Source organism: Acinetobacter wuhouensis, from assembly GCF_001696605.3.
GTDB lineage: Bacteria > Pseudomonadota > Gammaproteobacteria > Pseudomonadales > Moraxellaceae > Acinetobacter > Acinetobacter wuhouensis.
The window spans coordinates 2,474,918-2,494,593 of sequence record NZ_CP031716.1; the positions used below are offsets into that span (position 1 = coordinate 2,474,918).

The following is a 19,676-nucleotide window of genomic DNA, read 5'->3' on the forward strand; positions in this document are numbered from 1 at the left end:
TTACTTTCATTCTGAATCTGCATCATTTTTGTCTATTTTCAGCATCAATCTGGGCTTGCCTATTCATTTGTACATTCTTAGCAGTAGTTATTGAATCTGCTGGATATTTATGCTTTGAATCTTTAGTTCTAGAAAACTACCATTGCCATCTGTCCAAGCATAATCTGCCATCAACCCCATCGGATCTTTACTCACATACCTCGCACTAAACGGCTCATAGTATCTGTAACGGTTATAATGCAACTCTGTTTCGTAGTCATAATACTGACCTTGAAAACGGATATTGGTCTGTTCAAGCAAGTTATCACTGGCATTGATCTCTAAAGCTGTACCCCAAGTACCTTGTTTGATTTCCCAAACACACTCACCTAGTTCATTGCTCAGCGTTTGTGGTGTACCCACTTGATCACAGTGATAAAATGCCACTCGCTCTAATTCTGCTTTATTCTTTTTCGTTTCAATATTCCATACTAGGCTTTATAAATGGATTAGGGTTCATGTTGGAATTTTGAATAGAAAATCTATATATTCTCCTCGATCCCCCCTTATATACTAAAACGAGACAACCCAGATATTTTGTGCTATGAATTAGCATTTAATTTTTGTAATAATTAACCATTCTTGTGATTTTCTTTAATCTTTCTTCAAAAGGTTTTATTTTCAAATAATCTACAACATCCATAAAAATATCAGATTCAATTTCTGTTTTTTTATATGTAGCATTAATTAATACTCCCCCCCCACTTCTTAATACAAATTTATTTTTTAAAAACCATTTAGAATGAATAGATGCACTTAAATTATCTTGTGCTAAATCTATAAGACTATCACAAAAAAAATAGATAGTATTTCCCCAGCCTAATATAATTACTAGTTTTTCTACACCATTTATATCATAAAAATCGCCATAACCATTGATATGAGCATTAGAACTTTTTTTGATTGACCATTCGTAACTATCCAAATCAAATTCAATTATTGGAGTATGTTTAGCATAGAGATGAATTATTACTTTTTTATTCACATTCTGTTTCATTGAACCTCCCTCCCTGACCTACTGACAATGGTATCAATTTATTAAAACTTGGGTCTGTCCTACCTAAACCTTGACGAGCATTATCAAAACCTTTTTTTGCAACATGCTCCGACCAAGGTTTTATTCTATCTCTAAAGCCTTTAAAACTTTTGAGAGGAATCACTGCAGGTCCCATATATCGTTTCATAAAATTTCTAACATTAGAACCTGCTTCTAAAACTTTAGCATTCCTTGAATAAGTTAGTGCTTTTGATCCAACCACATATACTGCACGACCAGCGCCTACTTGTCCCACAAGTATTGAGGCTGTGTTTCCATTTGAATATGCCGTTGAACATTTATTTACTACTCCATTTATTCCCATTCTATCTCTAATTTTATCAGTCAGACCAAAAGTCATACCATCACCAAAACCTGCTGCCGCATTTACAGTTGCATCTGAAGGTTCGTATCCAGTAGTATCATGAATTAGTTTAAACACTGGATCCATGAAGGTCTCATCCAACCCCATCGGATCCACCCACTGATTCGGATCACTCACATAAACAGAGTTATTTACCCCACCATTGAGCCCAATTGGATCTTTACTCACATATCGTGCACTAAACGGCTCGTAATAACGATAACGGTTATAATGTAATCCTGTTTCACTATCGTAATATTGCCCTTGGAATCTTAGGTTGGTTTGTTCAAGTAAGTTATCACTGGTATTGATCTCTAAAGCTGTACCCCACTATCCTGCTTGATTTCCCAAACACACTCACCTAACTCATTACTTAAAGTCTGCGGTGTACCCACTTGATCACAGTGATAAAACGCTACACGCTCTAACTCAGCTTTATTCTTTCTCGTTTCTGTACTCCATACAGGGTCTTTATAAATCGAGTAGGGTTCGTGTTGGAACCTTGAATAGTCAGGTGTTTCTATCAGCTTGATGAAACCTTGATAGCCTGCTTGGAGTAACGGCACAAAACGATTCGGCTCATAGACAGAGGTGGTCCCACTTGTTTGAACAACTAAAAGCGTATTTATAAGTGATATTCCGCTCTAGTTAAGCCACCTTGTTTTGTTGGGGTAGCTGATCATAGTAAAACTCATTTGGTGTCATTTTGTCTAGACTCGAATGAGGTCGTTTCAAATTATAAAACTCAAAATATGCACTTAATTGCTTTTTCGCATCTGTGACACTGCTATAAGCTTTGAGATACACCTCTTCATATTTAACGCTCCGCCATAATCGTTCAACCATCACATTATCTACCCATCGACCTTTACCATCCATACTGATTTGAATGCCATTTGATTTCAATACATCAATAAATGCATCACTGGTAAACTGGCTGCCTTGGTCTGTATTAAATATTTCAGGTCGACCATATTTTTCAATCGCTTCATTTAAAGCCGAAATACAAAAATCCACCTCCATACTAATCGATACCCTATGCGCAAGTACCTTGCGGCTATGCCAATCAATCACAGCACATAAATAAACAAAGCCTTTTGCCATAGGGATATACGTTATATCCGTAGACCACACTTGATTACTGCGCTGAATAGCCAACCCTTTGAGCAGATATGGATATTTACGGTGAGCTTGATTAGCCTGGCTTAAATTTGGTTTGCAATATAACGCCTGAATACCCATTTTCTTCATTAAAGTACGTGTATGACGTCGTCCTATATGATGTCCTTGACGATTCAACAAATCACGCATCATACGACTGCCTGCAAAAGGATATTGCATATGTAATTCATCAATACATCGCATCAGCTTCAGATCTGATGCACTCACAGGTTTTGGGCGATAGTAATAACAACCACGGGAGACTTTCAGCAGCTTAGCTTGCTTAGATACTGAAATCTGAAGTGAGTCGTCGATTAACTTTTGTGGTTGAAGCGGCCCAGTTTCTTCAACACACCTTCTAAAAAATCAATTTCTAATGCCTGCTCACCGATTTTTGCATGTAGTTTTTTTAGATCGATGGGTGGTTCTGTTGGAGCTTTTGATTGATCGAAAGCTTGCGAGGAAGCTGAGATCAATTGATTTTTCCAGTCAATAATTTGGTTTTGATGAACATCAAACTCAGCACTCAATTCAGCAAGTGTTTTTTCTGCTTTAATCGCAGCAAGTGCTACCTTAGCTTTAAAATCATTTGAATGATTTCTTCTTGGTCTACGTGCCATAAAATACTCCATATATTGATGTTTATAACATCATTTGAGGAGCAGAATATCACTTATAGGAGTTGTTCAAATTTACGGATCCATCTCTGACGTAATGTTTAGTATAACTGTTTTGCTGATCTTGGTTTTGTCGGGATCATCAAATCCCCCAATCAAATAAAGTCAGGTGCTAGACTGTCTTTTTATACAAATACCAGGAAGAATCATGTTGAAGAAGTGATCTGAGCTAAGTTTGATAGAAACTATACATTGTATCAAATTATTAGGCGATAAATTAACGGCAAAGATTCCCCCAAGTCGGGTGAATGAGGTTCATACACGAGTAGCATTATTCAACAGATTTACGGAATTAGGTCGCCCTCATACCCAAATTTTTAATTAAATTTTATCAACTTATAGAATATCTATCTATAAAGTATTTATGCAACAAAGACTCTTTTAAACTTCTATGCTATAAAGACGATCTGATCCATTATCCTAATATCCTAAATTTATTTTTAAAAAGCTATAAATTTGAACATCTCTTTTTATTAGCAGTAAAATTAACTAATTTATTATTCTTTTCATCTTGATACTCATACTCATATTGAATATCATTTCTTATCTCATCTTTTAATTGGTTACATATTTCTTTTAAAGAATAATTTATCGAGTCCTTATAGAAAGATGGATTCCATTCTATTTTTGATGTATCAACAATATAAATATATTTAAATTTAAATTTGTTATATTCAACTTTAACCCATGTAGTACTATTACCTATGTCTAAAGGTAATTTTTCACGTTCTTCATTAGCAACAGTTCGTAATTTCTTGTCTAAAACTTCATTTTTTTTGTTATTATCATAGTTAAAAGCGAACACATAAAATGGAAAAGTTAAAATCACTATAAGTGAAATACTCTGTTTTTTATTCATAATAATATCTCAAATAAACTCTTTTATGTCAGATTAAAATTTTGAATTTCTTATACCAAAAAAAATCATAAAAACTAAACCTAAGAATGCACCAATAGATAAACATAAAAAAAGTGCAAAAAAATTATCACTAATGGTCATCATCTCTCCCTTGAAATAATCAGGAATAAATCGTATCAAAAACCCTAAAAAACCGATAAACACTCCTTTCAGGAAGTTTTTAAAATAAGTTTCATTTTTAAACTTATATCCAAATATTAGCGCGCCAAGCACTCCAGTAAAAAATATATCAAACATTTAAATTCCTCAAAATAACTATTTTGCTTTTTCTGGGATTGGTGCTGCACTATCAACAACTAGTCCACCTATTTGTGACATTCCTTCAGTCATACCAAAAATGGTAATACCTTGCCAATTTTGCGTAACAATTGCATCAGAAATTCGTGATCCACTAACCTCCTTTACACCCGCAGCTCTTGACATACCAGTTCCCCACACCCCTGTGGCTGCACCGACTCCACCTGTTAACAATATATGGCTCAAACTAAACTGATTACAGTTACATTTATATGAATCATATGCCTGTTTCGATGCATCTAAAGCTGATGCTGATGCGCCATTACCAATTGCGGACTGGGCTATTGGACCAGCACTAGCATATCCATATCCTGCAGTAGTCAAAATTATGGGAGCGTATCCTGCCACATTTGCTCCACCTAGTGTAATGTTTCTTAATTGAGCGTTACCTTGTAGCTCTTTACCTAAATTTGGATCTTTTGCTAAACCAGCCATATGAGCTGGTACTAGTGCACCTAGAATACCGCCACCTTTAGGTGTTTTATTCTGAATTTGCGGAAAATCATTCCTTTCAGTTTCTGTGGAACTTACAACAAGCGTATTTGCTCTTACAACCCTCCCTTTAGCAACATCAACTTGCAGTAACTCTAATTGTGTTTTTGTTCTGTTTAGATTAGATTTAGCTTTCTGTTCCATCTGCTTAATCTGCTTATCACTTTCTTCAATCGCTGAATCCGTGATCCCAAATAAACCTCTATTATCTTTATTACCGTTTAATCCCATCGGATCTACCCATTGATTTGGGTCACTCACATAAGCAGAATTATTTAATCCACCATGTAGACCTATTGGATCTTTACTTACATACCTTGCACTAAACGGCTCATAATATCTGTAACGGTTATAGTGCAACTCTGTTTCATGGTCGTAATATTGACCTTGGAATCTTAGATTGGTTTGCTCAAGTAAGTTATCACTGACATTTATTTCTAACGCTTTGCCCCATGTATCCTGCTTAATTTCCCAAACACACTCACCCAACTCATTACTTAAAGTCTGCGGTGTGCCTACTTGATCACAATGATAAAATGCAACTCGCTCTAGTTCTGCTTTATTCTTTCTCGTTTCAGTATTCCATACAGGATATTTATAAATCGAGTAAGGTTCATGTTGAAAACGTGTGTAATCAGGTTTTTCGATCAGTTTAATAAAACCTGCGTAACCAGTCTGAAATAGCGGTATAAAACTATTTGGTTCATAAACATAATGCTTAGTGTAGTTTTTATTATTTTCTGAATTTTCTCGGTTTGATTGATATGACTCCCACACCATCAAATCACCATCCCAACCAAATAATGTCAGACTACCATTTAGGCTATTTTTAAATAAGCGTCGTCCAAATACATCATAACCATAGTTTGTGATTTGATCATTATTATCACTTTGGGTTAAACGTCCTTCTTCATCGTGCGCAAATTGTTCACTTAATCCATCAGGGTAGATAATCGCTTGTAACTGTCCTTTGTCTTTGCCTTGGGTACTGTAGATATATTGAACTTGTTGTGCATCAGCAGAGGCTTGAGCTGTCAGTGTGCCTTCATCATCATATTGCCATGCACTGCTCTTGTTTGAACAGTCAGTATACGACCTTATACACAACAGGATGATTTAATCTTTATTTCACCACGTAGTGCAAGCATGTTGTCAGATATGTCGCTTACCACTTTGATTCGACGCCTGCATAATGAAAAGATTGCAGAAAATGGTGTCGGTTATATTGACCCAAAACAGAATAGAATTGCGACTACGCATGGTTTTCGCTCAACCTTCCGTGATTGGTCAGCAGACAAGACTGAATATCCTCGTGAAGTATGTGAACACGTTCTCGCACATAAACTCCCTGATGAAGTTGAAGCAGCTTATCTACGTGGAGCTTATCTCGAAAAACGTAAGGGTTTGATGGCTGATTGGGCTAACTTCTGCAATATTTAATAAATAGCATAGATCCAATGCTTCTGCCATTTAAGGCAGAAGCATTAATCTACTTATTAACAATCAAAAACATATAAAAAATGAACTTACATAAAATAATTAACAGACTCAGAATTTTCAACATCCTATTGGCTAAATCTAAAAACTCCCATGTGAGAGTCTCTTTTTAATTATCAACAATCTGTTCAACTTTCTTCTTGAAAAAAATGATGATGTTCTAAATATGCACTACTAAATCTAGCTCTAAATTTACTATTTTTTTGTAGATCATTTTTTGGTAGCCACAATTCATTTTTAATCACCCAATCATAGATTGTTATATCTACTGGATACCTAGTTAACATACATTTTAGTTTATTTTCTAAAATATATTGTTCCGCATCGTTTTTATTGATAAAACAACCAATAATATTTAGATTTTCACTACTTTGTATAATCCAAATGTATTTATCACTCATTTTTCACCTAATATATTTTCTCAAGTCCATAAGGATCACAATGTTGTTCATAACTCAATCCTAATGTTTCTGCTTCCATAGCACAGAGACATTTGCCTGATAGTGAGTTATCCTTACATTGAGGAATAGTAAAAATATGTAAAACATTTTGAACAAGACTCATCACACCAACAGCTTTTAAAGTTGTACCTGTCGATTTAGTTTGTGCATTTTCAGGCTTACATGTTCTACAGCCATAGTTTTGAAATTTCAAATAATTATTAATCTTATTAATATCTCTTCTAATAACTGATAAATTCTCATTTACAACTTGTTGTTGTTTAGAGGACAAAGCTGGCTCTCCTTTCAATGGTTTTCCATTTGCTCCTATTTTAACAGTTTTTCCCCCACCATTGACATGAGCATGTGCAGGTAAATGATCATTACCATAATAATAATGCTCAATAGTAACTCCGCTCTGTTGAACTATTTTACTATTCGGAAGTGTTGGGACTCCATTTAGTCCAAGAGCATCCACCCATTGATTCGGATCACTGACATAAGCAGAATTATTTAAGCCACCATTAAGTCCAATCGGATCTTTACTCATATACTTTGCACTAAACGGCTCATAATATCTGTAACGGTTATAGTGTAATCCTGTTTCATGGTCGTAATATTGACCTTGAAATCTTAGGTTAGTTTGTTCAAGTAAGTTATCACTAGCATTTATTTCTAAAGCCGTACCCCATGTATCTTGCTTAATTTCCCAAATACACTCACCCAACTCATTACTCAGGGTTTGTGGTGTACCTACTTGATCACAGTGATAAAACGCTACTCGCTCCAATTCCGCTTTATTCTTTCTTGTTTCTGTATTCCATACTGGATCTTTATAAATCGAGTAAGGTTTTGTTTGGAATCTTGAATAGTCAGGTGTTTCAATTAATTTGATAAAACCTGCGTAGCCTGTCTGAAACAAAGGCACAAAGCTATTCGGTTCATAGACATAGTGCTTGGTGTAGTTTTTATTATTATCAGAATTTTCTCGATTTGATTGCTGTGACTCCCACACCATCAAATCACCATCCCAACCAAATAAAGTTAGACTGTTTTCACTTTGATTCTTCTTAAATAAGCGACGACCAAATACATCATAGCCATAACTGGTGATTTGACCATTGTTATCACTTTGAATCAGACGATTTAAGTTATCCCATGTCAGTTTGAGCGTTTTACTTGATTGTGTGATTTTTTATCACACTTAGTTGTTTTATAATCAGCAGAGAATTCAAAAAGGATTGAATTTTAAGACACCAAATTAAATGGTAGAAGACTTTTATAAGTTAGCTACATAGAATCTTCCAAGTGGAATTCTCCTGTAATTTCAGCACACATCAGTTTTAATATTATTTATTTTCAGTACCACCATAATTTACTAATTCTATAAATAAACTTAATATCACGCCCATTCCGAAAGATACACCAAACATCCAGTTTAATGAATCTAAATATTCATTTAATGTATTACCCCAAACTTTACTTATAGTAAGACCAACTATTAAAAATATGGAAAGGACTAAAGTTCTTACTATAAAAGTTAAATAAGGTTTCCCCTTTATAGTAAAAAAAGTAGCAAAAAGAGTCATTATAATTTCTATCATTTATTATTATCCTCATTCTTGTCTTGCATTTTATCAATTATTGCTCCACTAGGTTGAGAGACAGCTTGACCAACAACTCCAGCATTTGCGCCAACAACTACCTTTTCATACCATACTAAAGACTTATCTAAAGCCTCTTTAGCTACCTTATGACTACTTCCCCCAGCCATCACTGTCATTGGAGCAGAATATAAACTAGCAACTCCAGATCCAATTGCAGATCCTGCTAGAATCTTATTAGTATTGAAGTATCGTAAGTCATTGACATACTTGTATTTATATGAATTCCTCCCCACTTCCATAGCCAAACCAATCCCCCCTCCTGTTAACATTGCTTGCCCTGCCATATACGATCTAGCAGTCGCTCCTGTTCCAGTGATTAAACTTGTTGCTCCACCTGCTTGAAAAATCGCTGCTCTTCCTAAAACACCCATATTTGCCACACCAACAATTTGACCTCCACTATAAGCATTTGACTCTTTATCTACCACATCATTTGTACCCATCCAATCTCTAACTTTACTTGTAGCTCCAAAACTAACTGTATCTCCCCACCCTGCAGCGCCATCTACAACCCAATCAGGTAAAGAGGTTGGTACCCAAGGTGTATCAACTTTCTCAGGTATCAGTGCCCTCTCAGATCCGTAACCTCGTGATTGCTGTTTATTTATTTCATTCATACTCTGAGCTGAAGCATTCCATGCTTCTTGTGTTTTTTTACTTTCATTCTGAATCTGCATCATTTTTTGTCTATTTTCAGCATCAATCTGGGCTTGCCTATTCATTTGTACATTCTTAGCAGTAGTTATTGAATCTGCTGGATATTTATGCTTTGAATTTTTAGTTCTAGAAAAACTACCATTGCCATCTGTCCACGCATAATCTGCCATCAACCCCATCGGATCAATCCACTGATTCGGATCATTCACATAACTAGAATTGTTTAATCCCCCAAACAATCCTATCGGATCTTTACTCATATACCTTACACTAAATGGTTCATAGTATCTGTAACGGTTATAATGCAACCCTGTTTCATAGTCGTAATACTGACCTTGAAAACGGATATTAGTCTGTTCAAGCAGGTTATCACTGGCATTGATCTCTAAAACTGTACCCCACGTATCTTGCTTAATCTCCCAAACACACTCACCCAACTCATTAATCAGAATTTACGGTGTACCCACTTGATCACGGTGATAAAATGCTACAAGTTCAAGCTCAGCTTTTCTTTCTTGTTTCTGTACTCCATACAAGGGCTTTATAAATCGCCTAGGGTACTTATTGATAATAAAGAATCGCCAGACTACACACCTAAAACTACAGATATTCTTTAAAAATGAAAACTTTAAATGATTAAAAAAAGATTAATGAAGCAATTAATTAAATTGAGCCTAATCTTCAATTCTACTTAAATAAGCTTTCGCTTTTAAATCACCATTTTTTAAAGCTTTATTAAAATATTTTTTTGCTAAAGAAACATTTTGTTTAACACCCACCCCCTTTAAATAGGCTTCACCTAAATTTATTAACGCATCAGAGTTACCTAAGTTATATGATTCCTCGAAATATTTAAATGCTTTCTCTTCATCTTGCTCTACGCCTTGACCTTTAGCATATAAAACACCTAAATTATTTAATGCTGGTGCATTTTTTTTAATAGATGATAAGCTATACCAATAAAAGGCTTGTTTATAATTTTTCTTAACAGGTCCCTTACCAAAGTCATAAAGTGTTCCTAAAATATATTGAGCTTCTGGAATATTTTTTTCTGATGCTAGAAGACTATATTTATATGCTTTATCAAGGTTTTTATGTTTTTCTGGTGCATAAAAATAAAGCATTGAAAGATCCCTAAAAGCATCCAAATTATTACCTTTAATTGCTATTAGTAGGTTCTTTTCTATCTCATCATAATCAGCAGATATCAAGTTTCCTCTTTCATAAATTAGCTGTGCTAAAAAATATGCAGCATTGTAATTTTTCTCATTTTGTTTACTCAGCCAAAACTTAGAATTTTGATAATCATAAAAATTAGATGTCCGATCACTATATATTAAACCTAATTTATATTGAGCAGCATCTAGACCTAGTTTTGCTGATTTTTCCAAAGATTGTATGATTTCAGCATCATATTTTTTTTTAATTCTATATTCTTCTTGCGCAATTTGATAATAACATTGAGCATTTTCAGAACAGTTTACTTTTTTTGTTTGAGCACAAGCAATTAAAGGTAAATTTAAAAAAGTAATTAATATAATTTTACTTAAAAAGTTCATATTACCACTTCTCCATATCTTTCATATAACGATCAGATTGTCTAAATAATTTTTCAGCACCACTATTTTCCTGATATTGCTTATTACCTTTAAACTCTTTAGCTCTTTTATCCAATTCACTTAAAATACTTTCAGAATTTGAATATCCATACCATTTAGGTAAAACAATTGAATAATCTTTATTAATTTTATCCAAAAACCTTTTTGCCTCCTCCCTTGTTAAACGCTCTTTATTCCCAAACATATTTTTATATACGGCTTCAAATTTTTCATCCCACATTCGACAAACTGGAAAATCAAGTTTTCCACCTTTAAATTTAATTGGATCAGGTTGAATATATCCAGCTGTTTTCGTCGCAATTTTTCCCATTTGTTTAACAACTCCTTTTCCACCTGAATTAAAAAAATCTATCCAAGATGAATCAAAATGAAACTTATAAGCTATATCATAACCACCACCTAAATTTGTATAAACAGTATTAATTTCCATCAAACCTAATGGATCAGAGAATTGATTACTATTTACTGGATACGATAATAAATTCAATCCCCCGAATAACCCAATCGGATCTTTACTCACATACCTAGCACTAAACGGTTCATAATAACGATAACGATTGTAGTGTAAACCTGTTTCAGGGTCGTAATATTGACCTTGGAAACGGATATTACTTTGCTCAAACGGATGATCTTGGTTTTGAGTTTTTATTTCTTGTGTTGTACCCCACGTATCCTGCTTAATTTCCCAAACACACTCACCTAACTCATTACTCAGTGTTTGCGGTGTACCCACTTGGTCACAGTGATAAAACGCTACTCGCTCCAATTCTGCTTTATTCTTTCTCGTTTCTGTACTCCATACAGGGTCTTTATAAATCGAGTAAGGTTCTGTTTGGAATCTTGAATAGTTTGGTGTTTCAATCAGTTTGATAAAACCTGTATAACCTGTTTGAAACAATGGTACAAAGCTATTTGGTTCATAAATATAATGTTTGGTGTAATTTTTATTATTTTCAGAACTTTCTCGATTTGATTGGTACGACTCCCACACCATCAAATCACCATCCCACCCAAATAAAGTCAGACTGCCATTTGTGCTATTTGTTGCGTTTTGATTCTTCTTAAATAAGCGTCGTCCAAATACATCATAACCATAAGTTGTGATTTGACCATTGTTGTCACTTTGAATCAGACGATTAAGATTGTCCCAAGTAAGTTTTAAGGTTTTACCTGCTTGGGTGGTTTCGATCACATTCCCCTGCGCATCATATTTATAATGCTTACCTTGATATTGGGTAATGAGGTTATTTTTCACTTGGCTCGACTGTGTCGCAATCGGGTCGATCAAGTTACCTGCTGGGTCAAAGGCAAAGCTTTCATTACTATGTGGGCTTTGTGTTTTAATCAAACGACCAATCGAATCATATTGGTAATTCAATTTACCTAAGCGACTGTCATCGACTTGAGTGAGTAAATAGTTATTGTCGTATTGGTAGTGACGCTCAGCTTGGTGTTTTGCTTGTTGTAATTGGTCTGTTGTTTCTTGTTCAGGACGGATGATCTGTGAACTGAGTAAACCAACATCATTGTAGTTCTTGGTTTGGATTAAGCCATTTGCCAACATCCGCACAGTTTCACGGTGTAAGTCATCGCGTTGAAATGCCACCATGTCCTGTTGGTTAAAGCCAATCCCATAAATATGCCCTGAACCATAGCTGAGATTAGTTTGGACTTGTCCATCAGGACGAATAGTCTTAGTTAAGTTACCAAGCTCATCATATTCATAACGTAATACCGCAGTCAGTGGGGTGAGATGCGGTACTTTATAGTGTTGGTGTTCACGTACCAATTGACCAAGCTGATTTCTGTAGAAATCAATTTGGCTTTCTTGGTTTTTCGCTTGGCTGAGTTGATTATTCAGGTTGTATTCAAACTCCTCAGTTTGGCTATGGCGTGTTTGCAGATGGGTATAAGTTTTTGAAGCGATTGAACCATCTTGGTGATAGCCAAATTGGGTCAGGATATTCGGTTGACGGATTTGAAATAGTTGACCATTTTCACTATAGCTATAATGTTTTTCTTCACCATCAAAAGCTTGTTCATGGATCAGTTGACCAAAGCGGTTATAGTCAAATGAGTATTCCGCATGGTTTTGGTTGATCAGTTTTTGGATACGACCTTGTTTATCCCATTGGTAGCCAATTTGATGTTTGTTGGCATCCACTCGTTGTTCAAGTAAGCCCACTTGATTGTATTTATACTGTGTGATCAAACCTTTGGTATCGGTATGTTTGAGCAAGCGCCCTTCTTCATCATGGCTAAATTGTTCTTTCAGTCCATCTGGGTAAATGATTGCTTGTAGTTGCCCTTTGTCTTTACCTTTTGTGCTGTAAATGTATTGTACGGCTTTGGCATCAGCAGAAGCTTGGGCAAGCAGTGTACCTTCTTCATCATATTGCCATGCGCTTTCTTTGCCTGAACAATCACTATAAGACACCATTTGTCCAAGATCATTATATTGGATTTTCTTCGAGCCACCTTTAGCATCGGTAATTTCGACGATTTGATTGTCATTATTGTATTTATATTGCGTGCTATGTCCCAGTGGATTAATTTCCTTGGTGACATTGCCATCTGCATCATATTGTTTTTTCCAGATATTGCCCTCTGGGTCTTTGGTTTCAGTTAAATTACCCTCTTCATCATAAGCAAAACGGATAATCCCGCCATTGGGTTGTACGATTTTGATCAGTTGGTCTTGGTCATTATAAACTTGTTCTGTTTCTAAACCTGCAAAGTCGATTTGACGGGTAATGCGTTTTTGGCTGTCTCGTGATAACCATCTTTCTCGCCCATCCGCTAAACGAGTACGGTAAGTAAAACCATCGAGATCAAAATAATAATAGGTCGGTACATCATAAGCATCATACACAGCAACTTGACGTAAATGTGGATGCCACTCTAAACGGGTTTTGAAACTACCATCATCTGCCCATTCTGCAATCGCTTTGGCTTTAGCATCAGTGGATTCATAACGGATATTTTGTCCACGTCCTGTACGATCGGTATAACGAGTCAGTTGATGGGCATTATTATATTCATAACTGCGTGTATGACCATTTTGATCTATGGCTTTGGTCAAATTGCCTTGTTGGTCATATTCATATCGTGCCAAAGCTTCTGCTTGCTCATCAACAAAAGCAGCGATGACTTTGGCTTGATCATTAAACGCGAATTTAACTTGATGTTTACCACGTTTCAGTTGGAAATCGATCGCTTGTAAATAGGCAAATTGTTCAAATAACAGATAAGTTAAAACAACTTTTTCATTGGTCTTATCGTTAAACTGTTGCACCACATGGTAGTGTTTTCCACCATTAAAACTATGGAAATGGAAATTCCACTCTGAACCAAAATTCAGCAATAAATCACCATCAGTATGTGGCGTAACAACAAAACCTTCAAATGGAACAATATATTCTTCATAGACAATCGACTCAGGCAGTTGGTGCTTACGTCCATTGCTGTCGATAAATAAGTAACCGTTTTGATTTTGAATAATCACATTGGAAAATGGCATCATCCAACGAGCGCCGATCATGCTGTGATCAAATTCATTCATTTGTGAGTTATATTGACGACTAAAAGCAAAACCCACTTTCGGTAAATAGAAGTCTGAATGATTAACACGTTCTGCGCCGATTGCATAGCTGATACTATGCGCTGTAGCCGAATCACTTGGTGTTGCATCTGGTTGTGCCGTTGCACAAATCGGATCGTTTAAAGCATCAGGCTGCAACGTCACAAATTCTAAGATATCACCATTGATATGTTGTTCATGCTCACCTGTCTGATTTGCGGGCACACTGGCACTGGCCTTATTACCCTGTGCTTTGATTGCTTTTAGTGTTTCTTGAATCAACCATGCAAGGCTATATTTTGTTCCTGCATTCGCTTGTTGTTGAATCACTGTTGTAAGCGTTGTTAAAGCTTCTGCGCTTTCCCGTTGTAGTTGGCTAAATGAAGCTTTTGGTATCTCCATTTTAGATGACATATCTGACTGAGCTGGTGTTCCTGTCAAGTCAATCAGTGGTTTCGCCCAATTGCTAAACTGCTGACTTGGGTCGCGTTTTTCAGCAGTTGCACCCAAGTTAATGGTTGGCGATACGAGTCCTTTACCTGTTTCCAAAGTAAAAGCATTCAGAATGGATGAACCTAAAGTGGTTGCACCACTCAATAGACTGGGCAACTTACCTTGAGTTTCTTTTAAGAATTTTTCTAAATCCCCTGCCATTTGTGCATTTAAATGCAAGGTCATACGACGTAAATCTGCTTCTTTTATTTTTCCATTGTCAGGATATAAACATTCTGCCATTAAACCGAGTAATGGACGAAGTGCCATACGTACATGCGCTTCTGCTTGTGGCTCTAAATATAAACCGATCAAGTTCATACTCATCAGTGCAGCTTGTTGTACACCTGCTTCACCTTGTTTTTGTTCCGTGGCAAAAAGTAAAAGATCAAGTACAGAACCTGATAAAGCAAAAATATTGGCAACTGTTGGTACATTCGCCAAATTTTTTAACTGCCCTAGGTTTGTATTACCACATTGTTTTAAATAACTTTCGATTTGATGCGCAATAAATTTATGATCTTCAGTGTGTGTAACACTTGCTAAATTGAACACTGCCAACTCGACTGCTGGTTTGGCTTGATTTTGATTCGTTTGACCTGTCGCTGAATTATTTGTTCCAACAGTTGTATTTTCAGTCTCGGAATTTCTTGAATTATCGATTAACGCCATTTTTCTACCCTAATATCTTCTATTTTTTAAATAAATTTCACATTTAGCTAAAGACAAAATAATCCGTATTTATTTAGAATTATTCTGCGCATTAAAAACATTTTGCTCATCTGCTTTGACTTTGCGTGTGGTAATTTTAGTCGTTAAAGTCCGTGACTCTTCTAACTCCATTTTCACAAAATCGCCATTACTGCTTGTGATGGACGGTGATGTTGACCTCGGCGTAGAAGATGGCATTGGCAATGATTGTACTGCTATTGGTTCAGGATCACTCCCAATTGGAGTGGTTTGAGCATTTCCAAAAAGTGGCGAACTTGCCGATGGCACACTTGCAGCCCCATTACGGGTGGTGATGGTATAAGTTAAGAATCTTGAAGAATATTCATCTTTTTTAATCACATCATCATCCATTGAAAAAGATGAATTCGTTTGCCCTTTACTGCCAGTACTATAATTACTGACAGCATCTGCTGCTGAATGACCATTAAACCCTAACGCGCCAACAAAACCTGTATTATTACTAATCCCAGATAACAAACCATTGGTTTTCTGTGCAATAAGTGCAGAGGCTTGATCTTTGAAAAAGTCGACGCCTTGCTCTTTAATTGCTTGTAAAGACTGACTTGGATTCGCCAATATTTGTCCTACATTCATCATTTGCGAAGGTGATAAATTTAAATTTAAGGCAGAAGACACAGAGCTTAATGCACTCGAAGTAAATTGTTCTTTAAATTGACCTAGTGTCTGATTTCCAAGATTTTTAAGCGCATTTTTTCCTATATTTTTTAAGGTATCGCCATTTAGAGAGAATAAATTATCTTTGAGTTGCGACATCATATTTTGTCCCAAAGAACCCAAAGCATTTTGGGCAAAACCTGCAATTCCTCCTACAACATCTTCTGACCAAGTATAGTTACGATTGAAATGGCTTGCTTGATCCCATGCACTGCGTGGATCAGTTTCAAACTCTACTTTAGCAGGACCAGGTGCAATCCCCGTCACTTGTGCAAAGCCATTTCCGTCCAACTTTCCTGAAACCTGTTTACCTAGTGAATCAATCACTTTAAAACCCGTCTGTTTAAAAAAGTCCTGACCACCGTAACTTTTTAACAGATCTAATGCGCCTTTTAATGGATTTGAGGATGGTAGCTGTGCCGAAGCACTTGCACTCGCACCAGGTTGAAATAAATGTTGCCCTGCATTGACTTGGAACTTACCACCTGTTTTCGGGAAAATACCTGAACCATTTAAAGTAATTTGTGAACTTGCACCTGTAATCACAATCTCTTTCGGACTACTGATGACAATTTTGTCATCAGTTGATGAAATGGTAATACCCTTTTTAGCCAAAATATCCAAAGCATCTGACTGTGCTTGAACTTCAATTTTACTTTGTGCGGCTACGGCTTTAATTCCACCTTGCGCAGCAAACAAACTGACTTTACCTAAAGCTTGACCCACTAAATTTTTTTGGGTACTGAGGTTGATACTGTCCCCTGCAACTTGGTTAATTATCCCTGTTGCAGAAAGATGAATATCCTCTGGAGTGCTCAAAGCAATTCCATCTACAGAACTCAGTAGCATGATTGCTTTTTTATATTTGGCGATATCTTTTTCGATTTCATCTGCAAATGCTTTTAATTGCTCTAAGGACTCGATTTCATCCGTTTTTTGACCTTTTGCAATATCACTTAATGCTTTACTATTTGTTTGGCTACCTTCCAATTGTTTTTTTGCAATGTCTGAATCTAGGTGTTCACCTTTGGCTTGATCTTGCTTATAAGTTGAGACCAATAAACCTTGCCCTGCACGAACTGCACCCCATTGATCGGTTCTCAGTTCAAAACCTTCGCCACGATCAGCACTTTCAGCTTTATCTTTAGGGTGACTCAGCTTTCCTAAATTAAGCTGAGTCGCACCATGACTACTTTGTAATTGTGTGCTAATTTGCCCAGTCGTGTCATCAAATCTGAGTTGCCCAAAACCTTCACCTTGGTATTCTTTGCTTCGTATACCTGCTAACTTTTTAGTATCAGGTAACTTGCCCTTCTTATCAAATTGCGTTGGATGACGTTGTGCTTCGTGGATACGCCCTACAACAAATGGTCGATCAATATTGCCATCAAAGAAATCAATAACCACAATTTCGCCAATACGCGGCAGGAATCGAGCGCCATAACCTTCACCAGCCCATGGTGTGAGTACATCAACCCACGCAGAATCGGTATCATTGTCATTCGAACCTGCACCACCATCATGGGTATTGTCTTCATTTCGAGTGAATAGAAAACGAACTTTAATCCGCCCCCACTCATCTACATGAATTTCCTCTCCACTAGGACCAACTACTTTGGCACGTTGTGGTGATGCACTTGGGCGATGTTGCAGTGGATTATATTCTGGAACTGTGCTGATATTTCTACGTTGTAAAATAAGGTGATTGGCTTGGCGTTCATCTTTATTATTGGTTGTAATTTCAGCCTGTTGCCACTGACTTTGTTTAAGCAATGCCGTGACTTGATCTGTTAAGTCTTTAGGTAAATTATTCTGATTATAAAAAGTCTTCGATGTAATTAAAAATTCTTTATCTGAACCCTCATGCTGATCAATCTCAGGATGCTCATTGAACTCAAACCAATAACCCACATTTGCATCACGTACTGTAGAAATTGCAGTGAACTGTTTGGCTTGTGAATCATAATAGTTACTTAAGTTTTCGTTAAATTTTTCAATCTGATTGTTGCCTGATTTGGTTGCACCATCTTCGCCATTTAGATCTTGAATCCATGCAGGGCTAAAATGCCATGCTTGTTCTAATCCTAAGCTCGCATTGTCTTGATTCTCACTATGGCTATGTTTACTTTGGACTGAACCAGCACCTTCTTCTGTCTCAAGTGCGTCTGCTTGCCAACGTTGAATATGAACAGAAGTCGGTTGAATTGAGCGTTGTCCAATAAAATTGGTAATGCTGTCTTGCTTTTCTGTAGCACTACTGCGATGGAAACGAATATTCTTACGATCTAATGATTTATATTGTGAGTTATCATCGATTAGACGGAGTTTTTGAGCTTGGATTTGCTCACTTGAACTAGATACTTTATGTTGCGCTTCATCAATGAGCCAACTCATCCCCTCACTTCGCATCAAGCGAGTGAGAAAATCAAAATCACTTTCAGATGATTGCATGATGAATGGACGAATATCATATTCTTTAGTGAGTCCACTTTTATCCAATATCAAGCTTGAGGCAAACAAACTACTACGCTGCTGCCATTCAGAAAAAATAGTTTGAATTACATCCACAGCCGATTTATTCATAAATACTCGGCTATTACGACGATGTTTCCAAAGTGCCGTTGGATCTTCAATTGTTAGGCGATAAATTGTTAAAGAACCATCACTCGCACCGATATCTGCTTTAGTAATAATCCCCGAAGTACGGCTTAATTCTAATTTATCCGTAACAACATCAATTGCGACTTGACTACCAATGAATTGTTTTAATGGGATAGCAGCATTTGTTGACAGGCAGATCAATTGTAGACTTACACCAGAATTAAGCTCATGCGTACCATCTATACGCTGTAAAAAAACTTGATCATTTAAAGATATATTTGAAAATTGAACGTGAATGGCACGCTTTTGTGCTGTGAGTCCAAGTTGCTCTAAAGCAGAATAAATATTTATCGCCATTTTACTAGGTCTTTGTATTAATTTTTAAAATTGTGATGAATTATACAAAATTATGATTTTCATTGTCTATATATGAATTGTTTCTGTTCAAATTTATATTCTGGCGATTAGAAAACACTCATCTAAATTTAAAAACTCACCAACTAGCCAAAATCTCCAATTATTTTTCACTTAATAATAACTGATGTGTATTAGCAAATACTCCTATTGTTATACTTGCATATATCAAAAATGCTACTAACTCTATCAAGGCTAAAAAAACTACAAATTAATTATAACTAAAATCCTAAAACTCGATTTCCTGCACCATGTTTCTCATATATTCTCAATAAAATATTAAACTCAAAAACCAAATCATTCATTGATTAAATTCA

General features: G+C 36.1%; 10 protein-coding genes and 7 pseudogenes. 2 read left to right on the forward strand and 15 right to left on the reverse strand.

Annotated elements, in window-relative coordinates; genetic code table 11:
* Positions 1-171: 171 nt before the first annotated feature.
* The 5 genes and pseudogenes from BEN71_RS12595 to BEN71_RS12610 all read right to left on the reverse strand — a co-directional run.
* Positions 172-471: pseudogene (locus BEN71_RS12595) on the reverse strand (RHS repeat domain-containing protein); the annotation flags it as partial.
* A 124-nt stretch (positions 472-595) separates the two neighbouring features.
* The gene (locus BEN71_RS12600) at positions 596-1,036 is read right to left on the reverse strand and encodes a hypothetical protein (RefSeq protein WP_068976009.1); all 441 of its coding nucleotides are present in this window, start codon (positions 1,034-1,036) and stop codon (positions 596-598) included.
* On the reverse strand, positions 1,017-1,526 hold the full coding sequence (locus BEN71_RS19230; protein ID WP_167443671.1) for a hypothetical protein: 510 nt from the start codon (positions 1,524-1,526) through the stop codon (positions 1,017-1,019). The genes BEN71_RS12600 and BEN71_RS19230 overlap by 20 nt, the downstream gene beginning before the upstream one ends.
* 12 nt (positions 1,527-1,538) lie before the next feature.
* Positions 1,539-2,026, reverse strand: a pseudogene (locus BEN71_RS12605) (RHS repeat-associated core domain-containing protein); the annotation flags it as partial.
* A gap of 61 nt (positions 2,027-2,087) precedes the next feature.
* Positions 2,088-3,220, reverse strand: a protein-coding gene (locus tag BEN71_RS12610; RefSeq protein ID WP_223155595.1) for an IS3-like element ISAba14 family transposase whose coding sequence is annotated in 2 segments (ribosomal slippage) — positions 2,088-2,968 and positions 2,968-3,220 — 1,134 coding nt in all. Because the reading frame shifts where the segments join, the coding sequence is not laid out codon by codon here.
* A gap of 229 nt (positions 3,221-3,449) precedes the next feature.
* On the opposite strand from BEN71_RS12610, the pseudogene BEN71_RS12615 reads away from it, so the two are divergent.
* Positions 3,450-3,602, forward strand: a pseudogene (locus BEN71_RS12615) (IS5/IS1182 family transposase); the annotation flags it as partial.
* Positions 3,603-3,725: 123 nt separating this feature from the next.
* On the opposite strand, the gene BEN71_RS12620 reads toward BEN71_RS12615, so the two are convergent.
* The 3 genes and pseudogenes from BEN71_RS12620 to BEN71_RS19545 all read right to left on the reverse strand — a co-directional run.
* Positions 3,726-4,136 (reverse strand): hypothetical protein, encoded by a 411-nt coding sequence (locus BEN71_RS12620; RefSeq protein ID WP_068975720.1) that lies wholly within the window; start codon positions 4,134-4,136, stop codon positions 3,726-3,728.
* A 33-nt stretch (positions 4,137-4,169) separates the two neighbouring features.
* Positions 4,170-4,433 carry a hypothetical protein gene (locus tag BEN71_RS12625; protein ID WP_068975721.1) on the reverse strand — a complete coding sequence of 88 codons (264 nt, stop codon included), beginning with the start codon at positions 4,431-4,433 and terminating at the stop codon, positions 4,170-4,172.
* 759 nt (positions 4,434-5,192) lie between these two features.
* A pseudogene (locus BEN71_RS19545) lies at positions 5,193-5,924 on the reverse strand (RHS repeat-associated core domain-containing protein); the annotation flags it as partial.
* 147 nt (positions 5,925-6,071) lie between these two features.
* Here BEN71_RS19545 and BEN71_RS12635 point away from each other — a divergent pair.
* Positions 6,072-6,425 (forward strand): annotated as a pseudogene (locus tag BEN71_RS12635) (tyrosine-type recombinase/integrase); the annotation flags it as partial.
* Between the two features lie 185 nt (positions 6,426-6,610).
* Here BEN71_RS12635 and BEN71_RS12640 read toward each other — a convergent pair.
* From BEN71_RS12640 to BEN71_RS12670, 7 genes and pseudogenes are all read right to left on the reverse strand, one after another.
* Positions 6,611-6,883 (reverse strand): DUF7710 domain-containing protein, encoded by a 273-nt coding sequence (locus BEN71_RS12640; protein WP_068975724.1) that lies wholly within the window; start codon positions 6,881-6,883, stop codon positions 6,611-6,613.
* Between the two features lie 499 nt (positions 6,884-7,382).
* A pseudogene (locus BEN71_RS12645) lies at positions 7,383-8,111 on the reverse strand (RHS repeat-associated core domain-containing protein); the annotation flags it as partial.
* 160 nt (positions 8,112-8,271) lie between these two features.
* The gene (locus BEN71_RS12650; RefSeq protein ID WP_068974794.1) at positions 8,272-8,526 is read right to left on the reverse strand and encodes a hypothetical protein; all 255 of its coding nucleotides are present in this window, start codon (positions 8,524-8,526) and stop codon (positions 8,272-8,274) included.
* Positions 8,527-9,416: 890 nt separating this feature from the next.
* Positions 9,417-9,798, reverse strand: a pseudogene (locus BEN71_RS19390) (RHS repeat-associated core domain-containing protein); the annotation flags it as partial.
* 122 nt (positions 9,799-9,920) lie between these two features.
* Complete coding sequence (locus BEN71_RS12660; protein ID WP_068975326.1) at positions 9,921-10,805, reverse strand: tetratricopeptide repeat protein; 885 nt, start codon at positions 10,803-10,805, stop codon at positions 9,921-9,923.
* Position 10,806: 1 nt separating this feature from the next.
* Positions 10,807-15,609 carry an RHS repeat-associated core domain-containing protein gene (locus BEN71_RS12665; RefSeq protein WP_227542605.1) on the reverse strand — a complete coding sequence of 1,601 codons (4,803 nt, stop codon included), beginning with the start codon at positions 15,607-15,609 and terminating at the stop codon, positions 10,807-10,809.
* A gap of 69 nt (positions 15,610-15,678) precedes the next feature.
* Positions 15,679-19,302 (reverse strand): type VI secretion system Vgr family protein, encoded by a 3,624-nt coding sequence (locus tag BEN71_RS12670; RefSeq protein ID WP_068975327.1) that lies wholly within the window; start codon positions 19,300-19,302, stop codon positions 15,679-15,681.
* Between the last annotated feature and the right edge of the window lie 374 nt (positions 19,303-19,676).